21 protein-coding genes are annotated in these 22430 nt (G+C 45.0%); 14 read left to right on the top strand and 7 right to left on the bottom strand.

The annotated features are described in order from the left end of the window. Window positions 1-67 precede the first annotated feature (67 nt). Window positions 68-1771, bottom strand: coding sequence for an FAD-dependent oxidoreductase (locus D8S93_RS16380; protein WP_152814304.1), 1704 nt, complete (start codon window positions 1769-1771; stop codon window positions 68-70). Between the two features lie 70 nt (window positions 1772-1841). Continuing rightward, a complete protein-coding gene (locus D8S93_RS16375) occupies window positions 1842-2027 on the bottom strand; it encodes a DUF2892 domain-containing protein (protein ID WP_193621631.1) in 186 nt (61 codons plus the stop codon). Between the two features lie 178 nt (window positions 2028-2205). Here D8S93_RS16375 and D8S93_RS16370 point away from each other — a divergent pair, with 178 nt between their 5' ends. From D8S93_RS16370 to D8S93_RS16350, 5 genes are read left to right on the top strand one after another with little or no spacing between them, the layout of a single operon-like run. Beyond that, window positions 2206-2514 carry an ArsR/SmtB family transcription factor gene (locus D8S93_RS16370; protein WP_012842251.1) on the top strand — a complete coding sequence of 103 codons (309 nt, stop codon included), beginning with the start codon at window positions 2206-2208 and terminating at the stop codon, window positions 2512-2514. Between the two features lie 28 nt (window positions 2515-2542). Continuing rightward, window positions 2543-2962, top strand: a complete 420-nt coding sequence (locus D8S93_RS16365; RefSeq protein ID WP_047725566.1) for a YeeE/YedE family protein — start codon at window positions 2543-2545, stop codon at window positions 2960-2962. A 10-nt stretch (window positions 2963-2972) separates the two neighbouring features. After that, entirely contained in the window at window positions 2973-3431 is a 459-nt protein-coding gene (locus D8S93_RS16360) for a YeeE/YedE family protein (protein WP_152814300.1), read from the top strand. A gap of 28 nt (window positions 3432-3459) precedes the next feature. Continuing rightward, window positions 3460-6768, top strand: coding sequence for an efflux RND transporter permease subunit (locus D8S93_RS16355; RefSeq protein WP_152814298.1), 3309 nt, complete (start codon window positions 3460-3462; stop codon window positions 6766-6768). Beyond that, on the top strand, window positions 6765-7820 hold the full coding sequence (locus D8S93_RS16350) for an efflux RND transporter periplasmic adaptor subunit (RefSeq protein ID WP_152814296.1): 1056 nt from the start codon (window positions 6765-6767) through the stop codon (window positions 7818-7820). The genes D8S93_RS16355 and D8S93_RS16350 overlap by 4 nt, the downstream gene beginning before the upstream one ends. An 88-nt stretch (window positions 7821-7908) precedes the next feature. Here the strand turns inward: D8S93_RS16350 and D8S93_RS16345 are convergent, their stop codons facing one another. After that, window positions 7909-8775: an endonuclease/exonuclease/phosphatase family protein gene (locus tag D8S93_RS16345; protein WP_152814293.1), complete on the bottom strand. Its 867-nt coding sequence runs from the start codon at window positions 8773-8775 to the stop codon at window positions 7909-7911. Window positions 8776-9084: 309 nt separating this feature from the next. Here D8S93_RS16345 and nrdD point away from each other — a divergent pair, with 309 nt between their 5' ends. Both nrdD and nrdG read left to right on the top strand, forming a co-directional pair. After that, window positions 9085-11205: an anaerobic ribonucleoside-triphosphate reductase gene (gene nrdD / locus D8S93_RS16340; protein WP_319803023.1), complete on the top strand. Its 2121-nt coding sequence runs from the start codon at window positions 9085-9087 to the stop codon at window positions 11203-11205. An 84-nt stretch (window positions 11206-11289) separates the two neighbouring features. Further along, window positions 11290-11760, top strand: a complete 471-nt coding sequence (nrdG, locus tag D8S93_RS16335; RefSeq protein ID WP_005394529.1) for an anaerobic ribonucleoside-triphosphate reductase-activating protein — start codon at window positions 11290-11292, stop codon at window positions 11758-11760. Between the two features lie 84 nt (window positions 11761-11844). Here the strand turns inward: nrdG and D8S93_RS16330 are convergent, their stop codons facing one another. Next, window positions 11845-13230 (bottom strand): MATE family efflux transporter, encoded by a 1386-nt coding sequence (locus D8S93_RS16330; protein WP_152814291.1) that lies wholly within the window; start codon window positions 13228-13230, stop codon window positions 11845-11847. A 120-nt stretch (window positions 13231-13350) separates the two neighbouring features. On the opposite strand from D8S93_RS16330, the gene D8S93_RS16325 reads away from it, so the two are divergent. The 3 genes from D8S93_RS16325 to D8S93_RS16315 all read left to right on the top strand — a co-directional run bounded on the left by D8S93_RS16325 (window position 13351) and on the right by D8S93_RS16315 (window position 16246). Further along, window positions 13351-14208, top strand: a complete 858-nt coding sequence (locus tag D8S93_RS16325; RefSeq protein ID WP_152814289.1) for an AraC family transcriptional regulator — start codon at window positions 13351-13353, stop codon at window positions 14206-14208. A gap of 155 nt (window positions 14209-14363) precedes the next feature. Further along, window positions 14364-15551, top strand: a complete 1188-nt coding sequence (locus tag D8S93_RS16320) for an aromatic amino acid transaminase (protein WP_193621630.1) — start codon at window positions 14364-14366, stop codon at window positions 15549-15551. Between the two features lie 11 nt (window positions 15552-15562). After that, window positions 15563-16246 carry an ATP-dependent zinc protease gene (locus D8S93_RS16315; RefSeq protein WP_152814285.1) on the top strand — a complete coding sequence of 228 codons (684 nt, stop codon included), beginning with the start codon at window positions 15563-15565 and terminating at the stop codon, window positions 16244-16246. Window positions 16247-16359: 113 nt separating this feature from the next. Here the strand turns inward: D8S93_RS16315 and D8S93_RS16310 are convergent, their stop codons facing one another. Together D8S93_RS16310 and D8S93_RS16305 are read right to left on the bottom strand one after the other, a co-directional pair. After that, window positions 16360-16896 carry a hypothetical protein gene (locus tag D8S93_RS16310; RefSeq protein ID WP_005394515.1) on the bottom strand — a complete coding sequence of 179 codons (537 nt, stop codon included), beginning with the start codon at window positions 16894-16896 and terminating at the stop codon, window positions 16360-16362. Between the two features lie 153 nt (window positions 16897-17049). Then, the gene (locus tag D8S93_RS16305) at window positions 17050-17424 is read right to left on the bottom strand and encodes a YgiW/YdeI family stress tolerance OB fold protein (RefSeq protein ID WP_012842261.1); all 375 of its coding nucleotides are present in this window, start codon (window positions 17422-17424) and stop codon (window positions 17050-17052) included. 155 nt (window positions 17425-17579) lie between these two features. On the opposite strand from D8S93_RS16305, the gene D8S93_RS16300 reads away from it, so the two are divergent. The 4 genes from D8S93_RS16300 to modC all read left to right on the top strand — a co-directional run bounded on the left by D8S93_RS16300 (window position 17580) and on the right by modC (window position 21676). Further along, window positions 17580-19031 (top strand): cobyric acid synthase, encoded by a 1452-nt coding sequence (locus D8S93_RS16300; RefSeq protein ID WP_152814283.1) that lies wholly within the window; start codon window positions 17580-17582, stop codon window positions 19029-19031. 69 nt (window positions 19032-19100) lie between these two features. After that, entirely contained in the window at window positions 19101-19856 is a 756-nt protein-coding gene (modA, locus tag D8S93_RS16295) for a molybdate ABC transporter substrate-binding protein (RefSeq protein ID WP_005394502.1), read from the top strand. A gap of 27 nt (window positions 19857-19883) precedes the next feature. Then, window positions 19884-20570, top strand: a complete 687-nt coding sequence (modB, locus tag D8S93_RS16290; protein WP_046875453.1) for a molybdate ABC transporter permease subunit — start codon at window positions 19884-19886, stop codon at window positions 20568-20570. After that, entirely contained in the window at window positions 20570-21676 is a 1107-nt protein-coding gene (modC, locus tag D8S93_RS16285) for a molybdenum ABC transporter ATP-binding protein ModC (protein ID WP_152814280.1), read from the top strand. Before modB ends, modC begins: the two co-directional genes overlap by 1 nt. 71 nt (window positions 21677-21747) lie before the next feature. Here the strand turns inward: modC and D8S93_RS16280 are convergent, their stop codons facing one another. Continuing rightward, the gene (locus D8S93_RS16280; RefSeq protein ID WP_005394495.1) at window positions 21748-22185 is read right to left on the bottom strand and encodes a DUF3069 domain-containing protein; all 438 of its coding nucleotides are present in this window, start codon (window positions 22183-22185) and stop codon (window positions 21748-21750) included. Window positions 22186-22430 lie beyond the last annotated feature (245 nt).

The following is a 22430-nucleotide window of genomic DNA, read 5'->3' as shown; positions in this document are numbered from 1 at the left end:
TTTGAGTCCATGTAAATAAACAAAAGAGAAAACCAATTCCTCGGTTTTCTCTGTTTTTATTATCCCGTTATAAGCGCGAGAATTTGAGTGTTCTGTATCCACCAATCAAGTTACGAGCTTTGTAACCATTGTTGACCAATTGACGGTATGCCACGTTACCGCGCAAGCCTACTTGACAGTAAATCACAATCTCTTTGTCTTTTGGTAGTTCACCCATACGATGGCGTAACTGGTCAACCGGAATGTTGATTGCCCCTTTAAGATAACCAACAGACTCCAATTCACCCGGGTTACGGACGTCGAGGAGAATTTGATCTTCAGTCAGGTTGTCGATTTCATCGTAATGAATCGCCGCTGCGTCACCTTTGATGATGTTATTTGCCACAAACGCCGCTTGGTTGATCACATCTTTTGCACTGCCGTAAGGTGGCGCGTAAGTCAGTTCAAGATGCTGTAGTTGTTCAACCGTCATGCCAGCACGTTGTGCAACAGCCATAACGTCAATACGTTTGTCGATACCGTCTTTACCAACTGCTTGAGCACCTAAAATCTTGCCTGATTTTGGATCGAACAACATTTTGAACGACACCACTTCTGCACCAGGATAGTAGCTCGCGTGGCTTGCGGTATGCACGTACACTTTGTCGTATTCAATACCAGCGCGTTTCAATTGTTTCTCATTTTTACCTGTTGAAGCCACAGCAAGGTCAAAGATTTTACAAATCGCTGTCCCTTGTGTGCCTTGGTAAGTTTCTTTGCGGCTTAGCATATTGTCTGCTGCCATACGACCTTGACGGTTTGCCGGGCCTGCAAGTGGCACTAGAGTTTGCTCGCCAGTCACGAAGTCTTTCTCTTCTACCGCGTCACCGACAGCGTAGATAGATGGATCGCTGGTTTGCATGTGTTCGTTCGTGTAAATACCGCCTAGCGCGCCAATTTGAAGGCCGGCTTCTTGCGCCAGTTTTGTCTCAGGACGAACACCAATTGCCATAATCAAAATATCGGTGGTGAGTTTTTCACCGTTGTTCAGTGTTAACTCCAATTCACCTTCTAGGTGTTGGTGTTTCTCACTCTCACCAGAGTCGAAACTTGCAACGTGCTCGTTAGGTACGAATTTCACAGATTCAAGCGCGACGCCAAGTTTTAGGTCGACACCTTTGTCACGAATTTCTGCATGAGCAAAACCTGCCATTTCACGGTCTACTGGCGTCATGACTTGGTCTGCCATTTCGATCAGAGAGGTTTTAATGCCAAGTTGGTGGAAGGCTTCCATCATTTCTAAACCGATGAAACCGCCGCCAACAACCGTCGCATGCTCTGGTTTGTTCATTTGGATCGTTTCGATGATGCGATCCATATCTGGAATGTTACGTAGCGAGTGGGTGAGCGGGTTATCGAGACCTGGGATTGGCGGAACAATAGGGCCTGCACCTGGGCTAAGCAGTAGGAAGTCGTATGATTCTACGTATTCAGACTCATCCAACAGGTTTTTGATCGTAACGGTTTTGTCCTGTCGGTTAATAGAAACTACTTCATTCATCACGCGAACATCAACGTTAAAACGTGCTAAAAAGCTTTCTGGCGTTTGTAGTAGTAACTTACTGCGTTCTTGGATATCGCCGCCGATGTGATAAGGCAAGCCACAGTTGGCAAATGAAACAAACGGGCCACGTTCAAACATGATGATTTCGGCATCTTCGCTCAGACGACGAGCACGCGCCGCCGCAGATGCACCACCTGCAACACCACCGACGATTAAGATCTTAGTCATTTTTAACTCCAAGTTTTAGGGCGAGCTGACCTTCACGAATAGCCAGTGTGAAAGGTCACTACGCTCTAGATTATCTAAAACCAAATTTCTTTAAAAAATAAGCAGCAGGGCAGATTCCCGTGTAAGCACTTTGAATAAGATTAACGCCGATAAACACGGTGAACCAAATGAAGTTACTGTGAACGAACACGGTTAGTATGACCGAGATCAATATCATCGTGCCTGCAAAAATTCGTACTGCATTTTCTAACGTCATAACTCTTCTCCTTCGTACTCTCAAACTGAGAACGCCATCCTTTGATATTCATCACTATAATTATCTAAATTAGAAATGTCTAATGTTAATTTATCTAAATTCACAATTGCTAATTTAGCGTTGACTAAATGTTTTGTTTTAGTAATATCTAATTTAGTTTTTAATGTAGAGGTTAGTCATGAGCTATACAGATATGGATGTAGCAGCAATGAAAGGCAATGCCAATGAAGCTGCTGATCTCCTAAAAGTAATGGCACATCCGGAAAGGCTAATGGTGTTGTGCCAACTGACCCAAGGTGAGGTTGGTGTTGGGGAGCTGCAAAAGAACTCGTTCCTTAGCCAATCCGCCTTTTCACAGCACTTGACGGTGCTTCGCAAACACAAATTGATCAAGGCTCGTAAGGCATCACAGCAAGTGTTTTATTCGTTGTCAGAACCGAGAGTTGAGTCATTAATCAAGGCGCTTCATAGCGTTTTCTGTAACTAATTCGTAGCTAAGATTTTAGAGGTAAATAATGTTAAACGTTATTCCATGGGAATCGTTGTTTGGTGGCATTTTGTTAGGGATCTCCGCCACTATATTGTTGTTGGTTAACGGGAAAATTGCCGGAATCAGTGGAATTATGAATGGCATTATGTCACCGAAAAAAGGCGATTATTCGTGGCGATTGCTTTTTGCGGTTGGAATGATAGCTGGTGGCTTGATTAGCGTTCTGATGTTGGGCGTTGCGGTTCCTAGTACCGTGAACCTTTCTTTAGGGATGGTGATTGCCGCTGGTTTATTGGTAGGAATCGGAACCAGACTGGGTAACGGATGTACTAGTGGGCACGGCATTTGTGGCATGGGCCGTTTGTCTAAGCGCTCTATTGTGGCGACCTGTGTCTTTATGGCTGTCGCTGGCCTAACGGTATTCGTTCGACTTCACCTAGTTTAAGAGAGATTCCATGAACAAGACTATTTTTCGTTTTTCTGCTCTTTTGAGCGGTGTGTTATTCGGTATGGGCATGGCGGTGTCTGGCATGATCGACCCAGCTAAAGTCATTGGATTTTTAGATATTTATGGCAGTTGGGATCCAAGTTTGGCTTTTGTGATGGGCGGCGCACTCGCGGTATTCATGCCAAGCTATTTTTTAATCATCAAGCCGAGAAAACAATCAGTTAGCGGGAAAGCGTTTTGCACACCAACCAATAAGAACATCGACGGACGCTTGTTATCTGGTGCGGCGATCTTTGGTTTAGGTTGGGGGTTGGCAGGTATTTGCCCTGGCCCTGCGGTTGCGAGTCTGGCATTAGGCAACGTGAGCATTGTGGTGTTCTTCCTTGCGATGTTAGTTGGATCTCTGTTCGCGAAGGCGATCATTACTCACCGTAACGCGAAGAAGATGAAAACCGCGAACGCGTAAACAATCAATCTAATATGGAGGGGAAAGGATGCCCGACAAACTAAAGCGAAGTTTTGTTCAATCTGTGATGAACAGCTTTTTCCCTCCGATCATGATCTTACTCGCGCTTGTGGTCGGTACTGCGGCCTTGTGGTTGACCCCGAAAGAGGAAGATCCACAAATCGTTGTGCCGATGGCAGATGTACTGGTTTCGGCTCCCGGACTAAGTGCTTCTCAAGTCGAAAATCAAATCACTGAACCATTAGAAAAGCTTGTTAGCCAAATTGACGGTGTGGAATACGTTTATTCTTCGTCAATGGAAGGTGCTGCGCAAGTCATCGTTCGTTTCTATGTCGGCGAAAACCGCGAAGATGCTCTGGTTAAGCTGTATAACAAACTCTATTCCAACCAAGACAAAGTTCCTCCTTCTGTCACTAACTGGCTTGTAAAGCCTGTTGAAATCGATGATGTACCCATTGTTGTTGCCGCAATTTATTCCACCGATCCAGACATTCTCGATCGCCATCAGCTGAGACGTATTGCAGACCAAGCCACGTTAGGCATTAAATCATTGGATGCCACCAACAAGGTGGAAGTGATTGGCGGTGAGCCGAGAAAAATCCAGATAGAGCTTGATTCCGTTGCGATGGCAAACTTCAAAGTGACCATCGATGACCTCGAACAGGCCATTCAGCTCAGTAATAGCAAAACCCAAGGCAAGAACGTTCGCGTAAACGGGCAAAATTACACATTGGAGTCGGGACGGTTTCTGAACAACGCCGAAGAGGTTGGCGATCTTGTTATCGCGGTGCTCAATGGCAAACCCGTTTACTTGAAAGATGTCGCGCGTATTTACGACGGTGAAGGTGAGGCAACATCCGATACTTGGTATCGCGATAAAAACTACGATGAAGCATACCCTGCGGTGTTCATTTCTGTCGCTAAACAAAAAGGCTCGAACGCGGTTAACGTCGCTGAGTCTGTTCGGGATAAACTGGCGGAGCTTCAATCCGAGCAATTTCCTCCACAAGTTCAAGTTGCAGTCATTCGTGACTATGGCGAAACGGCGAATGCGAAAGTGAACAACTTGGTATCAAGCCTTGGCATCTCTATTCTAACGGTCGTGGTGTTTGTCGGTTTGTTCTTGAACTGGCGAAGCGCATTGGTGGTTGGTATCGCGATTCCGATTAGCTATGGCGCCGCGCTCGGGATGGACTTGGCATTTGGCTATTCCATCAACCGAGTCACACTCTTTGCGTTGATTTTGGCGCTAGGTTTGATCGTGGACGATCCGATCGCGAGTATCGATAACATTGAACGCTACCTCAAACGAAAAAATCTAACACGAACCAATGCGATTGTTCTCGCCATGGCAGAAATTCGTAGCGCTTTGCTGATGTCGACGGTCGCGATTGTTATCGTGTTTACGCCGATGTTTTTTATCACTGGGATGATGGGGCCTTACATGGCGCCACTGGCGTTCAACGTTCCGATCAGCGTTATCTTTAGTACCGTTGTCGCGTTTATGATCACGCCTTGGCTTGCCAAGAAGCTACTCAAAGGTGCTGAGGAAAACGGCCACTATGACATCCAATCTTCGCCGATGTATCGTTTGTATCGTGGTGTGTTGATTCCGCTACTTGAAAGCCGCAAGAAAGCATGGCTTTTCCTTGGTTTGGTTGCCTTGTTATTCGTCTTGGCAGCATTGTTGCCAGCACTTCGCTTAGTTCCACTCAAGTTGCTGCCTTATGACAATAAAAATGAGTTCCAATTGGTATTAAACATGCCAGAGTCTTCAAGCTTTGTGGATACGTCCAACGCGCTGTCGAGCTTTACGGACTATTTAATGACGGTGCCGGAAGTGACAAGTGTGTCGGGCTTTGCAGGCACCGCTTCCCCAATGGATTTCAACGGCATGGTGCGCCACTACTTTATGCGTAGCGAACCATACCAAGGCGAGCTTCGAGTCGTTCTTGCTGAGAAGAATCGCCGCGCAATGCAATCACACGAACTGGTGACACGACTCAGGGCGGATTTAGAGCAGATTGCAGATAAGTTTGACGCTGACGTGCAGCTAGTCGAAGTGCCGCCAGGCCCGCCTGTTATCGCCACCATTACGGCAGAAGTTTACGGTGATGAAGCGACATCTTATGAAGATCTGATGATTCAAGCAGAGAAAGTCGTGGATAGGCTTCGCAAAGAACAGTTGGTTTCTGAGGTGGATACCAGCATCCAAGGTGATTTAGAAACATGGCAGTTCATCGTTGATCAAGAAAAAGCGGCGCTGTCTGGTGTTTCTGTTGCTGATATCAATAACACGCTTATTACCGCCGCGAACGCCAAAGTGCTCGGTTATATCGCCGATCCAAGAGAAGTGGATCCATTACCTATCGAAGTGCAGCTCCGACGCGAAGACAGAGATAACCTGAATCAACTAGAGCAGCTTTATGTGCGAGGCCGTCCGGGCATTGCAAAAGTAGAATCTAATGGGGCGGTTGTGGATGCTCCTCAGCCTATCGTGCAGTTGTCTGAAGTCGGTCATTTTGTGAAACGCGCAGCGGACAAACCGATTTTCCATAAAAACCTCAAGCCTGTTGTGTATGTCTACGCCGAGGTAGTTGGGCGTGTTCCGGGTGAAGTGATTGCCGATGTGATGGCTGACCAAGATACAACTCACGCGGAAGATGTGCATCGTCACTGGCAAGATCGCACGTACTTGAGCAATGGCGCTGGTCTCACTTGGAGCGTGCTAGGCAACATCGAAGTGGTTTGGAGTGGTGAGGGGGAATGGAAAATCACAGTGGACGTATTCCGCGATTTAGGTATTGCTTATGGCGCTGCGCTGCTTGGCGTATTTGTGGTGATGTTGATTCAAACTGGTTTACCTGCGGTATCGGGCATCATCATGCTGGCGATACCTCTGACTGTGATTGGGATTATGCCGGGATTCTGGATTTTGAATGTGTTGAGCAGTGACATCGGTAATTACCCGAACCCGGCTCTGTTCACGGCGACCGCGATGATCGGCATGATTGCGCTAGCTGGGATTGTGGTGCGTAACTCACTCGTTTTGATTGAATTTGTTCAGCAATCGCTGGCTGAAGATCGTAGCCTACATGATGCGTTGATTGAATCTGGCGTTGTTCGTATGCGGCCAATATTGCTGACTGCGGGTACAACGTTACTGGGTAACGTCGTGATTACGTTGGACCCTATTTTTAACGGTTTGGCTTGGGCAATCATATTCGGTATTACCGCCTCGACCATCTTTACGCTGCTTGTGGTTCCGGTGGTTTACAACCTTGCATACCAAAACACCAAAGGACATGGATTACCTCAGATGGAGGAAGAGCAATGAAATTAGATACCAAATGGTTAGGCGTGATTCTGTTTGCCATACTCGCGCTTCTTTTTCTCTATATGGCTGGATTTTTTACAGAAAAGTTGCCGACAGAACATGACGCGAAAACCAACCAGATTGATGTAAATAACGCAGAGACACATCAACTGATGTTAACCAGCGAATCGGTTGTTCGAGAGTTTCCGGGCGTCGTCGTTGCAGAGCAGCACGCCGATATCGCGGCACGGTTAACGGCATCGGTGATGGAGGTATTGGTGAAGGTTGGCGATAGAGTGAAGCAAGGAGACGTGTTGGCGCGGCTAGAAAGCGATGATCTCGATGCGCGAGTTCGTCAAAGTGAGCAGGCTTTATCCTCTGCACAAGCGCAGCTCAATACGGCGAGAAAGGAGTTTTCTCGTGTCAGAGCGCTTTTAAACAAAAAACTGATCCCTCAATCGCAATTTGACCAAGCGGAAAGTGCGTTGCAAACCGCGCAAGCCAACTTCAATAAAGCTCAGGCGGCGGTCTCTGAGGCGGAAACGACCTTTGGCTACAGCATTATTACTGCGCCGTTTGATGGCTTGATCACGCAAAAGCCCATCAACAAAGGTGATACTGCGACGCCGGGGGCTTTGCTTTTATCAATGTACAATCCAAACTCGTTGGAAATAGAAGTGAACTTTGCTGAGTCTGTCATGCCTTATGTGACTTACGATAAAGAAGTGGACGTTGTTTTTCCGTCTTACAGCCTCAACGCGCAAGCGGCTGTAAAAGAAGTGACGCCGTCGGCAGATGCCAACTCGCGCAGTTATACCGTAAAGCTTCAATTTGAGCCGCTAACGGCTATCTATCCAGGTACATACGCCAAAGTCGCGTTGACCTTGACCGACGATGTTGTACTTCGCGTGCCAAAAGAGGCGGTTTACCAAGTTGGTCAATTGGACTACGTAAAAGTGTTGCAAGACAGCGGTGAGGTAGAAACTCGACTTATCCAGCTTGGAGAGTTGGGGAGAGTGCGAACGGGGTTGAAGCAGGGTGACGTCGTACTGCTGAATCCAAGAGCGCTTTGATAGAACGGTTTCTTTTGTTAACTAGTTAAACGTCTATCTAACAAACAACATAAAACAGCCCAGCATGATGCTGGGCTGTTTTGTTCGTTCAGTTAAGCGTTAACGTTGCGTTTACAGGACAATGGTCACTCAGTTTGTAATCCAAAACATCTTGTGAGCTGAACAGCGTTTGATGCGCGTTTTTCGCTTTTATTTGCGGGCTAACAATAATGTGATCAATCAAAGAGCGGAATTGGTGTGTTTTTCTTGGGTTCTTATTTGAGCGAACCTTGCAATCCGCTTTGGTATCTCGCGTTACCAATTGTGCATCGTTACCAAGCGTCATGATCGCCCACAGCCAATCACGTTGATACGACAAGTTGTGATTGAAATCGCCCATTACGGCGTACTGCTGCTTTTTCTTTTCTCTCTCACTCATCCATTTCGCAAGAGCTTCTCCTTGTTGGCTCAGTGTTTGGCAATTGCGGTTGTTTTTGTATGCTCCGCTGCATCCTGCTTTTAAATGCACAGAGAGCAGGTGAAGCTCGTCCTTTTGGTTTTGGTTAACGACGATGTAGCTGGCAAAGCGCAACTTGCTATTACCACGCGTGATTGAGAAGTCTGCTGGATCAGACACTTCAATGTCTTTGCGCACAGCAAAACCAGTGTACTGATTGGTATCAGAAAACTGAAGGTGCTTATTGTTTGATTGAGCTCGATCAGAGAGGTAAATCGCGTAGCCATCGCCTACGGCTTTTTGAACCGCGGCTTTGGAGTCGACCTCCTGAAAGGCGATGATGTCGGCTTGAGTTTTATCCACATATTGGTTGAGTTTGACGAAATCGTCACTGGTTCTAGAAACCTTACCTCCATTTATAGACAGCCATTCTATATTCCAACTGGTTAAGTTGATGGAGTTTTGAGCAAGTGACGTTGAACTAAAAATTAATAAGGCAGTAACAAATAGTGATCGCATATTGGCTTGTTTCACTCCTGGATTTTAGCGTATTCCTTTCCAACCTTTATCCTATAAGCGCTCTAAAAAAAGCAAGTAGATTTCGTACCAATTTTGCAATTTTCATGGTTTTCTTCGCAACTGAGATCAGTACCAATAAGATCGATTTGTTCTTGTCCGCTAGCCGATCTTTATTGATCAAAATCAATGTTTTCAAGTGGTGCTTTTCGTTAAATACGCCACAATATATTGTGTTAGCAGAATAAAAAATAACCCCATATAGTGTGTTTGTGGATAACTCTGTGAGTATGCTGGGGTAAGGAGAAGAAAGTGAAACCAATCGTAATCAAGCGTGACGGCTCAAGGGCTCCGTTCAACAGGGATCGTATCCAAGCAGCAGTTGAAGCGGCAGCGGAAAACAAAGATAAAGATGTCGCCATTTATGCTCTTAATGTCGCTCTTGCTGTCGAGTTACAGCTAAAAGATCACGATGAAGTTCACATCCATGAGATTCAAGACCTAGTCGAGAATGAACTCATGCAAGGTCCTTACAAAGCCCTAGCACGTTCTTATATTGAATACCGCCATGACCGCGACATCGCACGTGAAAAGCAAAGTGCACTAACTCGTGAAATCGAGGGTTTGATTGAAGAAAGTAACCTTGATTTGATCAACGAAAACGCGAACAAAGACGGCAAAGTTATCCCAACTCAGCGTGACTTGTTGGCTGGTATCGTGGCGAAGCACTACGCGAAAACACACATCCTGCCTCGTGATGTGGTTCAAGCACACGAAGTGGGTGACATTCACTACCACGATCTGGATTACGCACCATTCTTCCCGATGTTTAACTGTATGCTTATCGATTTGAAAGGCATGCTAACGCACGGCTTCAAAATGGGTAATGCAGAAATCGATACGCCTAAATCGATTTCAACTGCGACTGCCGTAACGGCGCAAATTATTGCTCAAGTGGCTAGCCATATTTATGGCGGTACAACCATCAACCGTATTGACGAAGTGCTAGAACCTTACGTCATCACGAGCTATGAAAAGCATTTAGAAATCGCGAAAGAGTGGAACATTGCTGAGCCAGAAGAGTTTGCTAAAGCGCGCACAGAGAAAGAGTGTTACGACGCATTCCAATCTCTTGAATACGAAGTAAACACACTACACACGGCAAATGGTCAAACGCCATTCGTTACGTTTGGTTTTGGTCTTGGTACAAGCTGGGCGTCTCGTCTTATTCAGCAATCGATTTTGAAAAACCGTATCGCTGGTCTTGGCAAAAACCGTAAAACCGCCGTATTCCCTAAATTGGTGTTCGGTATTAAAGACGGTCTAAACCACAAGGCAGAAGATCCTAACTACGACATTAAGAAGCTTGCACTTGAGTGTGCTTCAAAACGTATGTACCCAGACATTCTTAACTACGACAAAGTCGTGGAAGTAACGGGTTCATTCAAAACACCTATGGGTTGTCGTAGCTTCCTAGGTACTTACGAAGAGGATGGCGAACTTATCCATGAAGGTCGTAACAACCTTGGTGTAGTTAGCTTGAACTTGCCACGTATCGCGCTTCGTGCAAAAGGCAGCGAAGAGAAGTTCTATGAACTGCTTGATGATCGTCTACGTCTTGCTCGTAAAGCACTAGAAACGCGTATTTCTCGTCTAGAGAACGTAAAAGCGCGCGTTGCCCCAATTCTATATATGGAAGGTGCATGTGGTGTGCGTTTGAAAGCGGACGATTCGATTTCAGAAATCTTCAAAAACGGCCGTGCATCAATTTCTCTAGGTTACATTGGCGTGCATGAAACTATCAACGCGTTGTTTGGTACTGAAGCGCACGTTTACGATGATACCGTATTGCGTGAAAAAGCGGTCGCGATCATCAAACATCTAAAAGATGCGGTGAATCAATGGGCTGACGAAACTGGCTATGGCTTTAGCTTGTACGCAACGCCAAGTGAAAACCTATGTAGTCGTTTCTGCCGCATCGACACCAAAGAGTTTGGTTTGATTGAAGGCGTAACAGACAAAGGTTACTACACCAACAGCTTCCACTTGGATGTTGAGAAGAAGGTTAACCCTTACGACAAGATCGACTTCGAGATGCCTTACCCAGAAATCTCAAGCGGTGGCTTCATCTGTTACGGTGAGTTCCCGAACATGCAACGTAACGTAGAAGCGCTAGAAAACGTGTGGGACTACAGTTACACCCGCGTTCCTTACTACGGAACCAACACTCCGATTGATGAGTGTTACGAATGTGGTTACACCGGCGAGTTTGAATGTACAAGCAAAGGCTTTACTTGCCCAAGTTGTGGCAACCACGATTCAACCAAAGTATCGGTGACACGTCGCGTATGTGGCTACTTGGGCAGCCCAGATGCACGTCCGTTTAACTTCGGCAAACAAGAAGAAGTGAAACGTCGAGTGAAACACCTATAAGGTTAATTACCACTCGATTCAACACTTTGAAAATCAACCTGCTTTAGGTTGATTTTCTTTTTCGCGATAACAAAGAGACGCATTATGAACTACCACCAATATTATCCAATTGACGTTGTTAACGGACCGGGTACGCGCTGCACATTGTTTGTGTCGGGGTGCGTACATCAGTGTCGTGGCTGTTATAACCAGTCGACGCAACGATTGGATTCGGGTGTGTTGTTTACGCAAGAAGCGGAAGACAAAATCATCAATGACTTGAATGACACGCGCATTAAACGTCGCGGTTTGTCGTTGTCGGGCGGAGACCCGCTTCATCCTGCTAATGTGCCTCATATTTTAAAGATCGTGAAAAGGGTGAGAGAAGAGTGTCCCGGTAAAGACATCTGGGTTTGGACAGGCTACACGCTGGCTGAACTGGATGACGCGCAAAGAGAAGTGGTGCAATACATCGATGTTTTGATTGATGGTAAGTTTGAACAAGACAAGAAAGACCTCAATCTCGAGTGGCGTGGTAGTTCAAACCAAATCATTCATCGCTTTACAGACATCTAACCAAGTACTCTCCAAACATAAAAAGGGCTCACGCGTGCATAACGGGTGAGCCCTTTTGGTGTGAGTTCGTCAGTGCATATTCAGTTACGCTGTCACCGTTTGGTCATCTTCGACCATATTGTTTATCCAACGTTTAGATTGGATACGATAAGTCGTCAGTACGCCTTTCACAAATTCTTCAGCTAGCAGAGACATCAAGACAAAATGCAAAGGCAACCCGAGTACCATACCAGTGTAATAGGTAAGGGGAATACCAATAGCCCACTGACCGAACGTATCAATAAAAATGCTGTAGCGAATATCTGCACCACTCTTTAGTACGCCGCCAATCCCTACCATGTTAAACACTCTCAAAATCATACCCAGCGCCATGACTAAGCATACGTTAAGTGCCATTTTTGCATCGGTTAATGGGCTTAGTACCAATAGATGATGAATCAAAGGCGAGCTCAACCACACTAGGAAAAACAGTAAGGTGGCTAAGATTGCGCTGGTTAACACATACCACCATGCCGTTTTCTCGACCCGGTCATAATGTTTTGCGCCAATATCATTACCAAGAAGAACGGATGCAGCGACCGCAAATCCCATAAAGGTTGAAATCAGTACACCTTCAATTGGTGATAAGAATGAGATGATCGCAAGTTCTGAAACGCCCAATTGACCATAGATGATGCTGTAAACGATCAGTCCACCAGTCCAGAGCGCATCGTGGACCAGCATGGGTAGAGAAACCTTAAAGTATTTTTGACGATACTGCTTTAAACGGCCTTGTGCCCAATCGAATTTGGTCGGAATCAGGTGCGCATAACGTTTGCAGAAAAAGTAAATCAATACCGCAGTTTGGAAAAATCGAGAAACAAAGCTGCCAACGGCTGCACCAAATACGCCCCATTGAGGGAAGCCGAATAAACCGAAAATCAAAACATAATTAAGCACGACGTTCACGACAATCGCGGAGATACTAACTTTGGTTGCCATTTTGGTTTGGCCTACGGAGCGCAATACCGCTTCTATCGGCACCACTATCGCGGTTGCAATGAGGCTAAAGCCCGTAATCACAAGATAATCACGCGCATAAGCGACGTATTCAGGATCGTCTGACATGAAAGAGACGATCTCTTTATCAAAAATCGCATAAAGAACAATAAACGGCAGCGTCACTAAAATGGAAATAAACCAAGATTGCGCCAGTGTTCTGCGGATTCCTGCCAGGTTCCCTGAGCCGTAATATTGAGAAGCCAGCACCGTTACTGCACCGCAAAGACCGAAAATGACTGCAAGGTTAAAGAAAAAGATGCGGTTTCCGACACCGACTGCAGCCGTTGCGGATTCGCCGAGTTGGCTCACCATGAAAATATCCACGACGCCGAGTAACGCAAAAAGCATGGATTGAAGTGAAACAGGAAGGCCAATCGAAATCAGCTTTTGCCAAAATGCTTTATCGATGTATTCGCGTGTTAAGAGCATCGCATTTCTCCTTAAAGATTAATGCGAGTAGTTTATCCCTATGATTTGGCGGTGTATTTTTCAAAGGCATCCAAAACCTTTGTAAAACTCTCCACTAGTGTATATGTGAGCCAATAAATCATGGAAGATAAACAAGAACGCTACGCGATTTCAGAAAAAACCTATCAAGAGTTTATTGATCACAGTCGAGTACTGGCATTGGAGGAGAGAGGCATTGTGCAGTGCGGAATTGCAACCTGTCGTGACTTCTTCTCTGTTTATCGTAAAAACCAAAAAAAACACATGCTGCTTTACACCGTGCGCGGTAAAGGTTGGTTAGAAAGTGGGACGTGTCGATATGATTTGGAGCCTGGCTCGTTGATCACGGTGCCAGCAGGTGTTGAAAACGGTTTTGGTATGGAAGAGGAACCCTGGCAGATCGCATGGCTTTTTCTTACTCCTGATAGAGCATGGCCAATGATAGAGAGTAATATTAGTTACCAGCTCACATCTGCACCTGAAGTGATGTATGCGTGTATCCAAACGTTGTTACGCAGTATTAATCTTCCTATTGATTATGGTGGTGCGGTTGGTGCACATAGCGTGGCTCAGTTAGAGCTGATGTTAAACATGCCGCCCTCAGAGTCGATATCACGCAGCCAATTGAGGCTTCGGCGCGTATTCGATCTTGTCCAGCGTCAGCTGCATAAGGATTGGAGTGTCGAGCAAGTGGCAGCTTTATATCCATGTTCGGAGCCACATTTGCACCGTCTGACTCAAAAGCAGTTTGGTCGAAGCCCGATGGCACATTTAACACGTATGCGCATGGAATATGCTGCTAGGCTACTTCGTTCAACAGAATGGCCGATTCAACATATTGGAGAGATAGTCGGATATCCAACTAGTGCCAACTTTAGTACACGTTTTAAAGCGTGGTCGAGCATGACGCCAAGAGAATTTAGGAAAAACGGAAGAGTGGATTGGTATATTGAGGAGTGAATCGTTCTTTTTATAACCGATAGAGCGCACAAAACTTATCGCAACCCAGAATTTTGTTCTCTAATTGATGAAATAAGTGAAAAATCATTTCGCCATTTTTTGCGATGGTGTTAACGTGAGGTTCGGTACTTGAATTTCAAAGGGTTATGACTTTCATGTTTTCTAATCTCCCAACTCCCGTATTAGATCCTATTTTATCTCTATCCGTTGCATACCGTAACGATGACCGTCCAAACAAGGTTGACCTTGGTATTGGCGTCTATAAGAACAGCGCAGGTGAAACGCCGATCATGAAAGCCATTCAAATGGCGCAGGATGTCGTTGTTGAAACTCAAAAAACCAAATCGTACGTTGGTCTTGCGGGTTGCGAAGAATTTAATAAAAGCATGATCGATTTGCTACTGACGGGAACGTCAGCAATGGATCGTGTTGCTGCCATTCAAACGCCAGGTGCAAGTGGTGCGCTGCGTATGTTAGGTGACCTGATGAAGGTCGCACAGCCAGATACGACGGTTTGGATTTCAAACCCTAGCTACGTAAACCATAAACCAGTGATGGAAGCGGCAGGTCTTAAAGTTAAGTTCTACCATTACTTTTCTCCAGAAACGAAACAAGTAGACAGAGCAAAAATGATGGATGATCTTGCGAAAGCAGGGCCTTCTGATGTTGTATTACTGCATGGTTGTTGTCACAACCCAACAGGCGCAGATATCGATTTTTCTGCTTGGCAAGTCATTACGGAATTGTCACAGAAGAACGGTTTCACACCATTTGTTGATATTGCCTACCAAGGCTTTGGTGATGGCCTAGAGGAAGACGCAAAAGGGCTTCGCTTCATGGCAGATAACGTTGAAGAGATGTTAATTACGACATCATGTTCGAAGAACTTTGGCCTATATCGCGAGCGCACAGGTGCGGCGATTGTCGTTGGTAAGAACATGCAAGACGTGGCCAACGCAAAAGGCAAGTTACTTACGTTAGCGCGTTCTACTTACACGATGCCACCCGATCATGGAGCGGCTTTGGTTAAGACGATTCTTCAAGATGACAACCTGACTTCCGTTTGGAAGCAAGAGTTGAGTGAAATGCAACATCGTTTGGTTAGTCTTCGTCAAAGTTTGTGTAACGAATTGAGAAACAACCATAATACCGATCAATTTGACTTCATTGAGGGTCACAAAGGCATGTTTACTGTGCTAGGCTTTAGTGAAAACCAAATGGCGCAACTGCGTGAAGATTATGGCATTTATGGTGTTGGCGATGGTCGAATTAACATCGCTGGACTTACCGAAACTCATATTCCATACGTAGCGGACGCAATTAAGAAAGTATCTCAAGCTTAATTGGAGTGTGGATGAAAAACTGGAAACTGATTCTGCCGCTTATGATGAGCGGCAGTTTAATTGCTTGTACGTCAACTCAAACGACGCAGGAACCTGTTGAGCCTGAGTCGCCGAGGGTCGAAGAACCTGTCAAAATAGAGCCAGAAGTGAAACCAGAGGTTGATCCAACGCCTGAGGTTGAGCCTAAGCCTGAAGTAAAACCTGAGAAAAAGCCCGAGCCAAAACCGACAAAACCAGCCAAAGTGACAAAGACACCAGACGGCATGTTGATTCTTGGTTCTGAAGAGTGGGTTTACGTTCCTGAAATTGATCAAACCTTCAAAGCTAGGGTTGATACAGGGGCGACAACATCATCAATTAGCGCGACAGACATTGTTCCGTTTGAGCGTGATGGTAAAGATTGGGTTCAGTTTAAGATCGACTTGGGCGATAAAGAAACTAAAGAGTTTAAAGTACCTGTAGAGCGCTGGGCTAAAATCAAGCAGTCATCGTCAGAAGAGGTGGATAAACGAGCGGTAGTAAAAGCGTATATTACCGTCGGTGACCACAAAGAAAAGACTGAGTTTACGTTAGCTGAGCGTGGGCATATGAAGTTTCCAATTTTACTAGGTCGAAGCTTTTTTAGAGATATCGCCGTTGTGGATGTATCGAAAAAGTATGTCCAAGATAAACCTAAAAAATCCGGCAAAAATTAAAGCCTTGTTACTAGTTCCTGCTAACAATCGGTATTTAACAAAAATGGCCTCCGAAACCGGAGGCCATTTTTATTGAATCACACACTTATTAATGCAACTGCTTAGTTACTTAATTAAAATGCAAAACGAGCAGACATCACAATTTGTTGGCCATAGACACCATTATTTTTGAAATCCGCGCCAAGTGATAGTTGCTGTGTAGAGTGGAATCTTGCGCCAAAATTATAAACGGTATTGGAATCGTCGTTATCCATTATTTGACCGATACGGGCATGTAGCTCAACATTTTGCATGAACCAAATACGAGTACCAATATTCACCTCAGTGCGCCACTCGTCACCCACTTTATCACTGCCGTTTTCTTTAATGTTGTGTACCAACATTTGGCCATAAATATCTGCAAATTGGCCTGCTGGGCCGTTAAAGCCAATACCACCAGCAATGTCCCAGTCTCCGCTGAATTCACTGTCTGCGCGAGCAATGAAGTGGGTGTTTTCCGTAAAGTAGGTATTGAACTCGCCACCAAATGTACCAGGGCTAGTGCCCATGCGAAATTCCATCGTGTTGTAGTTGAAATTATTTGCATGTGCGGAAAGTGGCAAAACAGCGCACAAACCAAAGGCTGCAACCTTTAGAGCTTTACCTAGCATGGTGTCTCCGGGCAAGATGATTAAAATGAACAAAAAAATGGTCTGCAAAAAGCAGACCAAGATTGATAAAGCTATCATTTTAAGTGCTTGCCGTCACCATTTAGCTGTAATGGTCACCACATCATGCTGATATCCAAAGCAATCGGGGTTGTTTTACATGATCACCAGTTGCTCGACTTCAATTTCTGGCTTATTTCCGCCTTCAAATTCGCCAAACAGACGGACTTTAGTCGTGTGATCAATCGGAGAGTTTAGTCGGATATCGTCATCCAGTTCGACCATGACTTCACCGGAACCATCGCTAAAGACAAACTTATCCGCGCGAACTTGACGTAATAAGTTACCTTCAACGACTACATCTTTTTCAGTAAACATATTGGAGTCGTTTAGCAAGGCGTCCAATTTTTCCACAGTGACAGGACCATTAAACTGCAAGTTTGATTGGTTTTGAGCGTGATCTTTCGCGAACGCGATAGAAGGAGCAATAACTAAGGCGGCGATTGTTGCGATAATTGTATTCTTTTTCATGTTACATCCTCATCGGTTTGTTTTGATGGGTTCATTAAAACAGAGCTTGTTTGAACCAATGATGATTTCAACATTCATATTCTATTCATTTGCTTGAGTAAGTGGGGACGATGACGTTATGATTGTTCATCTTCCTCTATTCCTTACAAATGTTCATGAAATCAGCGATCCCATCTTTAATGGTTCAAGGCACCACTTCGGATGCCGGAAAAAGTGTCCTTGTGGCAGGTTTATGCCGTGTATTAGCGAGAAAAGGGATAAACGTTGCCCCATTTAAGCCACAAAACATGGCACTAAATAGTGCAGTAACCAGAGATGGCGGTGAAATAGGTCGAGCTCATGCAGTTCAGGCACAGGCGTGTAATATTGAGCCAACCGTGCATATGAATCCGGTTTTGATTAAACCCAATAGTGATACAGGTGCTCAGATCATTTTGCAGGGCAAGGCAATTTCCAATATGGATGCGGCTGGTTTTCATGATTACAAGAAAGTTGCGATGGACACGGTGTTAGATTCCTTCTCTCGTCTGACTCAAGAATTTGATTCGATCATGATCGAGGGTGCAGGGAGTCCTGCTGAAATCAATTTACGTGAAGGCGATATCGCGAACATGGGTTTTGCGGAGGCCGCTGATGTTCCGGTGATCATTGTTGCTGATATTGATCGTGGTGGTGTGTTTGCACATTTGTACGGAACACTCGCGTTACTTTCTGAATCTGAACAAGCGCGAGTAAAAGGATTTGTTATCAACCGTTTTCGAGGTGATATTCGTTTATTGCAATCGGGCCTCGACTGGCTAGAAGAAAAAACAGGCAAACCTGTACTCGGCGTGCTTCCTTTTCTTCATGGTTTGAATTTAGAAGCAGAAGACGCGATCACCGCGCAGCAAGAGTTGCACTCTGAGGTAAAACTGAATGTCGTTGTGCCTGTTTTAACCCGGATTAGTAATCATACTGATTTTGATGTGTTGCGATTGAATCCCGACATCAATCTACGTTATGTAGGCAAAGGCGAGAAAATAGATAAAGCCGACCTTGTTATTTTGCCTGGGACCAAATCAGTTAGAGACGACTTAGAGTATCTAAGAAGCCAAGGGTGGGATAAAGATATCTTACGTCATATTCGTCTTGGTGGAAAAGTGATTGGTATCTGCGGTGGCTACCAGATGCTTGGAAACTTGATTGATGACCCAAATGGCGTCGAAGGCCAGCCGGGTCAAAGCGAAGGGCTTGGCTTACTAGACATCACCACGACGCTAACTAACAGCAAACAGCTTACAAATACACAAGCACAGCTTTCTCTTAATGGCAAAACAGCCAATGTAAAGGGGTATGAAATCCACGTAGGACAAAGTGAAGTGCAGGGCGTTCAACCTCTTACATTGAGTTCCGGTGAAGCTGAGGGGGCTATCAGCAAGTGTGGCCAAATCATGGGAACCTACCTTCACGGGTTCTTTGATGAGGCAGATGTCTTAAGCCTGGTGTCAGAATGGGTAAACGGCACTCAAATCAAACAACAAGACTTTGAAGAGTTAAAGGAACAAGGAATTAATCGTATTGCAGATGCGATAGAACAACATATGAACCTTGATTTTTTGTTTAAATAGCACATTAACTGATTGAACTTTCTACCCAAATAACCAGTTCTTTCGCTTGCCTTGTATTGGAGTTTCTCTATGAAAGCATGGAAAACGCATGCTTGCCTCGCGGCAATATTAAGCATTTCATTTTCAGCTAACGCAGCTACGAACCTCAAAGTGTATGCGGCGTCTTCGATGACGAATGCGATCGACGAAATCGCACAAAACTTTGAAGAAAAGTATGACGTTTCTATCACTCCCGTTTATGGTGGTTCTTCTTCTATCGCTCGACAAATTATCAACGGCGCACCAGCGGATATATTCATTTCTGCGAATACTAAATGGATGGATTATTTGGTCGATAAAGACGTTATTTCTCGTGACAATGTCACAAGCTTGGTGCGCAATAGCTTAGTGTTGATTGCTCCTCAGTCTTCAGAATTAACCTCATTTAACTTCTCTGATGCAACAGCATGGGAAAAGGCATTGCATGGAAATCGCCTTGCGTTAGGCAATCCGACGTCAGTGCCTGCTGGTATGTACGCGAAAGAATCACTGACTACACTGGGTGTATGGAAAGAGATTCAAACTCAAATCGCACCAGCAAAGAATGTGCGCCTAGCTTTGGCGTTGGTTGAACGTGGAGAAGCACCTTTAGGCGTGGTCTACAAAACCGATGCGCAGTTAACCGACAAAGTCAAAATTGTCGGTGAATTTACGAGTGATACGCATGCGGCTATTGTTTATCCGGCTGCGGTTGTGAATGATTCTACTGAGTCCGAGCAGTTCTTCCAGTACCTAAAATCGGACGAAGCCGCACGCGTTTTTGCTCAATATGGCTTTCAGCAATAAACCGGCTTTCAATAATAGGAACGAAGCGTGACAGAACTGGAATACCAAGCCTTAATGTTAAGCCTCAAAGTGGGCGCGTACGCAGTACTTTGGCTCATTCCTCTCGGCGTTTTTCTTGCTTGGCTACTTTCTCGAAAAACGTTCTTCGGTAAATCGATTCTAGATAGCTTAATTCATTTACCACTGGTATTGCCGCCAGTGGTTATCGGTTATTTGTTGTTGGTTTCTCTAGGGCGGCAAGGATTTCTTGGCAAGTGGCTCTATGAACATGTAGGGCTAGTCTTTAGCTTTAATTGGAAAGGAGCTGTAGTCGCTTGTATTGTGGTGGCCTTGCCTTTGATGGTTCGGTCTGTGCGGTTAAGTTTAGAGAACGTTGACCCTAAACTGGAACATGCCGCTTCAACGTTAGGCGCTTCTCCTTTAAAAGTTTTTCTCACCATTACGTTACCACTGACCATTCCAGGAATTATTACTGGGACGATGCTGTCTTTTGCTCGTAGTCTTGGTGAGTTCGGGGCGACGATCAGTTTCGTCTCTAACATTCCGGGAGAGACCCAAACGATTCCACTGGCAATGTACAACTTTATTGAAACGCCAGGTGCGGAAATGCAGGCGGCTCGCCTATGTATCATTTCTATCGCGTTAGCTTTGTCTACATTAATGATCTCTGAATGGTTAAATCGTAAAGCGGCAAGTCGATTGGGTGCGAAGTAATGACGATTAAAGTTCAATTTAAACAAATGCTTGGTGATACTGACTTCGATATTAAGCTTGAGTTACCGTGTAATGGAATTAGCGCTTTGTTTGGGCGATCTGGTGCGGGAAAAACCACGTTAATTAATATCATCAGCGGATTAGTTGCACCAAAGCAGGGACATGTTGCGATTGGTGATCACGTTTTGTTTGATAGTGAAAAGGGGATCAACTTACCAACACACAAGCGCGGCATTGGTTACGTGTTTCAGGATTCACGTTTATTTCCTCACTATTCGGTTCAAGGCAATTTGTTGTATGGCGTTAAAGAAAAAGATGACGAGTACTTTGATGCAGTCACCGAACTCTTGTCTATCAAACCGTTACTAACGCGCTTCCCGATCTCACTGTCTGGTGGTGAAAAGCAACGTGTTGCGATTGCGCGCGCATTACTATCAAAACCCAACTTGCTTTTGATGGATGAACCACTTGCGTCGCTTGATATGCCGAGAAAACGTGAGGTGATGCCATTTCTGGAGGAATTGTCGGATAAGGTTAATATTCCGATTATCTATGTCACGCATAGCCTGCAGGAGATCTTAAGGCTCGCTCAACACCTCGCTATTATCGATCAAGGTAGAATTACGAGTTCAGGTAAGCTTGAAGATGTGTGGGCTTCTCATGCGATGCGTCCATGGCAGTCTTTCTCGGATCAAAGCAGCTTATTTGAAGGCCGAATTGCTGAACATCATGAGCGTTATGCGCTGACTTGTGTCAGCCTTGCACCTAATGCATCACTATGGGTGCAAAAGATTGATGGTGAGCCAGAGACGCCAATTCGCTTACAAGTGCGTGCCAACGACGTTTCTATTACGCTAGAGCAACCTAAGGCGACTTCTATTCGAAATATCCTGCCTGCGACTGTCGATTCAATCGAGGTGTTTAACGCGGCTGATGATAAACAGAGTATTAATGTATCGCTAAAGCTAGATGAGGGATGTTATTTGTGGGCAACAATAACACCTTGGGCGCTTGATGATCTCGACTTAAAGGCAGGTGATAGTGTATTCGCACAAATTAAAGGTGTCAGTGTCACGCAAAAAGACGTGGCATTAGCGCCGCATTAATCATTTAAAGCTACGCACGCTTAATGATCAAAAAAGGCCGCAAACGCGGCCTTTATTTTGTCGGAAAAACGTTATTTTGCGAACACTTCTTTGAATTCGCGTTTAAGAAGTGGGTCGCGACGTGCTTTCTTAAGTTGCTTAACCATGTCTTTCACGCAGTTGTGAAGCACATTATCAAGTAACTGAGCGCGGTATTCTTCTTTATCTTCATCTGTCATGTTTTCTGGCAGATTAAGAGTAGGGAATTCTTCCATCACGTTGATACCAGCAAATGCTTGGCCAACAGAAACTAGAGCATGAAATTGCTCGAAGTTATCTAGAATGTTCTGAGCACTTGCAGGCATTTCGTCCCAAGACTCACGCACTGCTTCTTCAGACACTTCATGGATAGAGGTAACCATTTCGAACATTTGCTCTGGAACTTCGTCAAACTCAATAACTTTACGTAGTTCAGGAGAAATGGTTGCTAGATCGATTTTTTTGCTTTCGCTGTTAGTTGCTTCTGACATGGTGTGTCTCTCATTACAAAAAGGCGGGAATATTAATACCAAATGCATCAAATAGCTATACCCATGTGTCCGCAAGATGACCAGAACACGTGAGTTTGTTGAACTAACGTTCGTTGGTCATGTTTTGGTAGGGCAATTTTCAGTGTAATCGTTATAGACAATTGATTCCGTGATATTTAAACAAAAATATAGCACTTAATTATGAGTCGAATGCAACAACTCTATGAGTATGGTATATGTTTAAT

The organism is Vibrio sp. VGrn 2 (genome assembly GCF_009361695.1).
Lineage (GTDB): Bacteria > Pseudomonadota > Gammaproteobacteria > Enterobacterales > Vibrionaceae > Vibrio > Vibrio diabolicus.
This window is presented reverse-complemented; position numbering and strand designations above follow the sequence as displayed.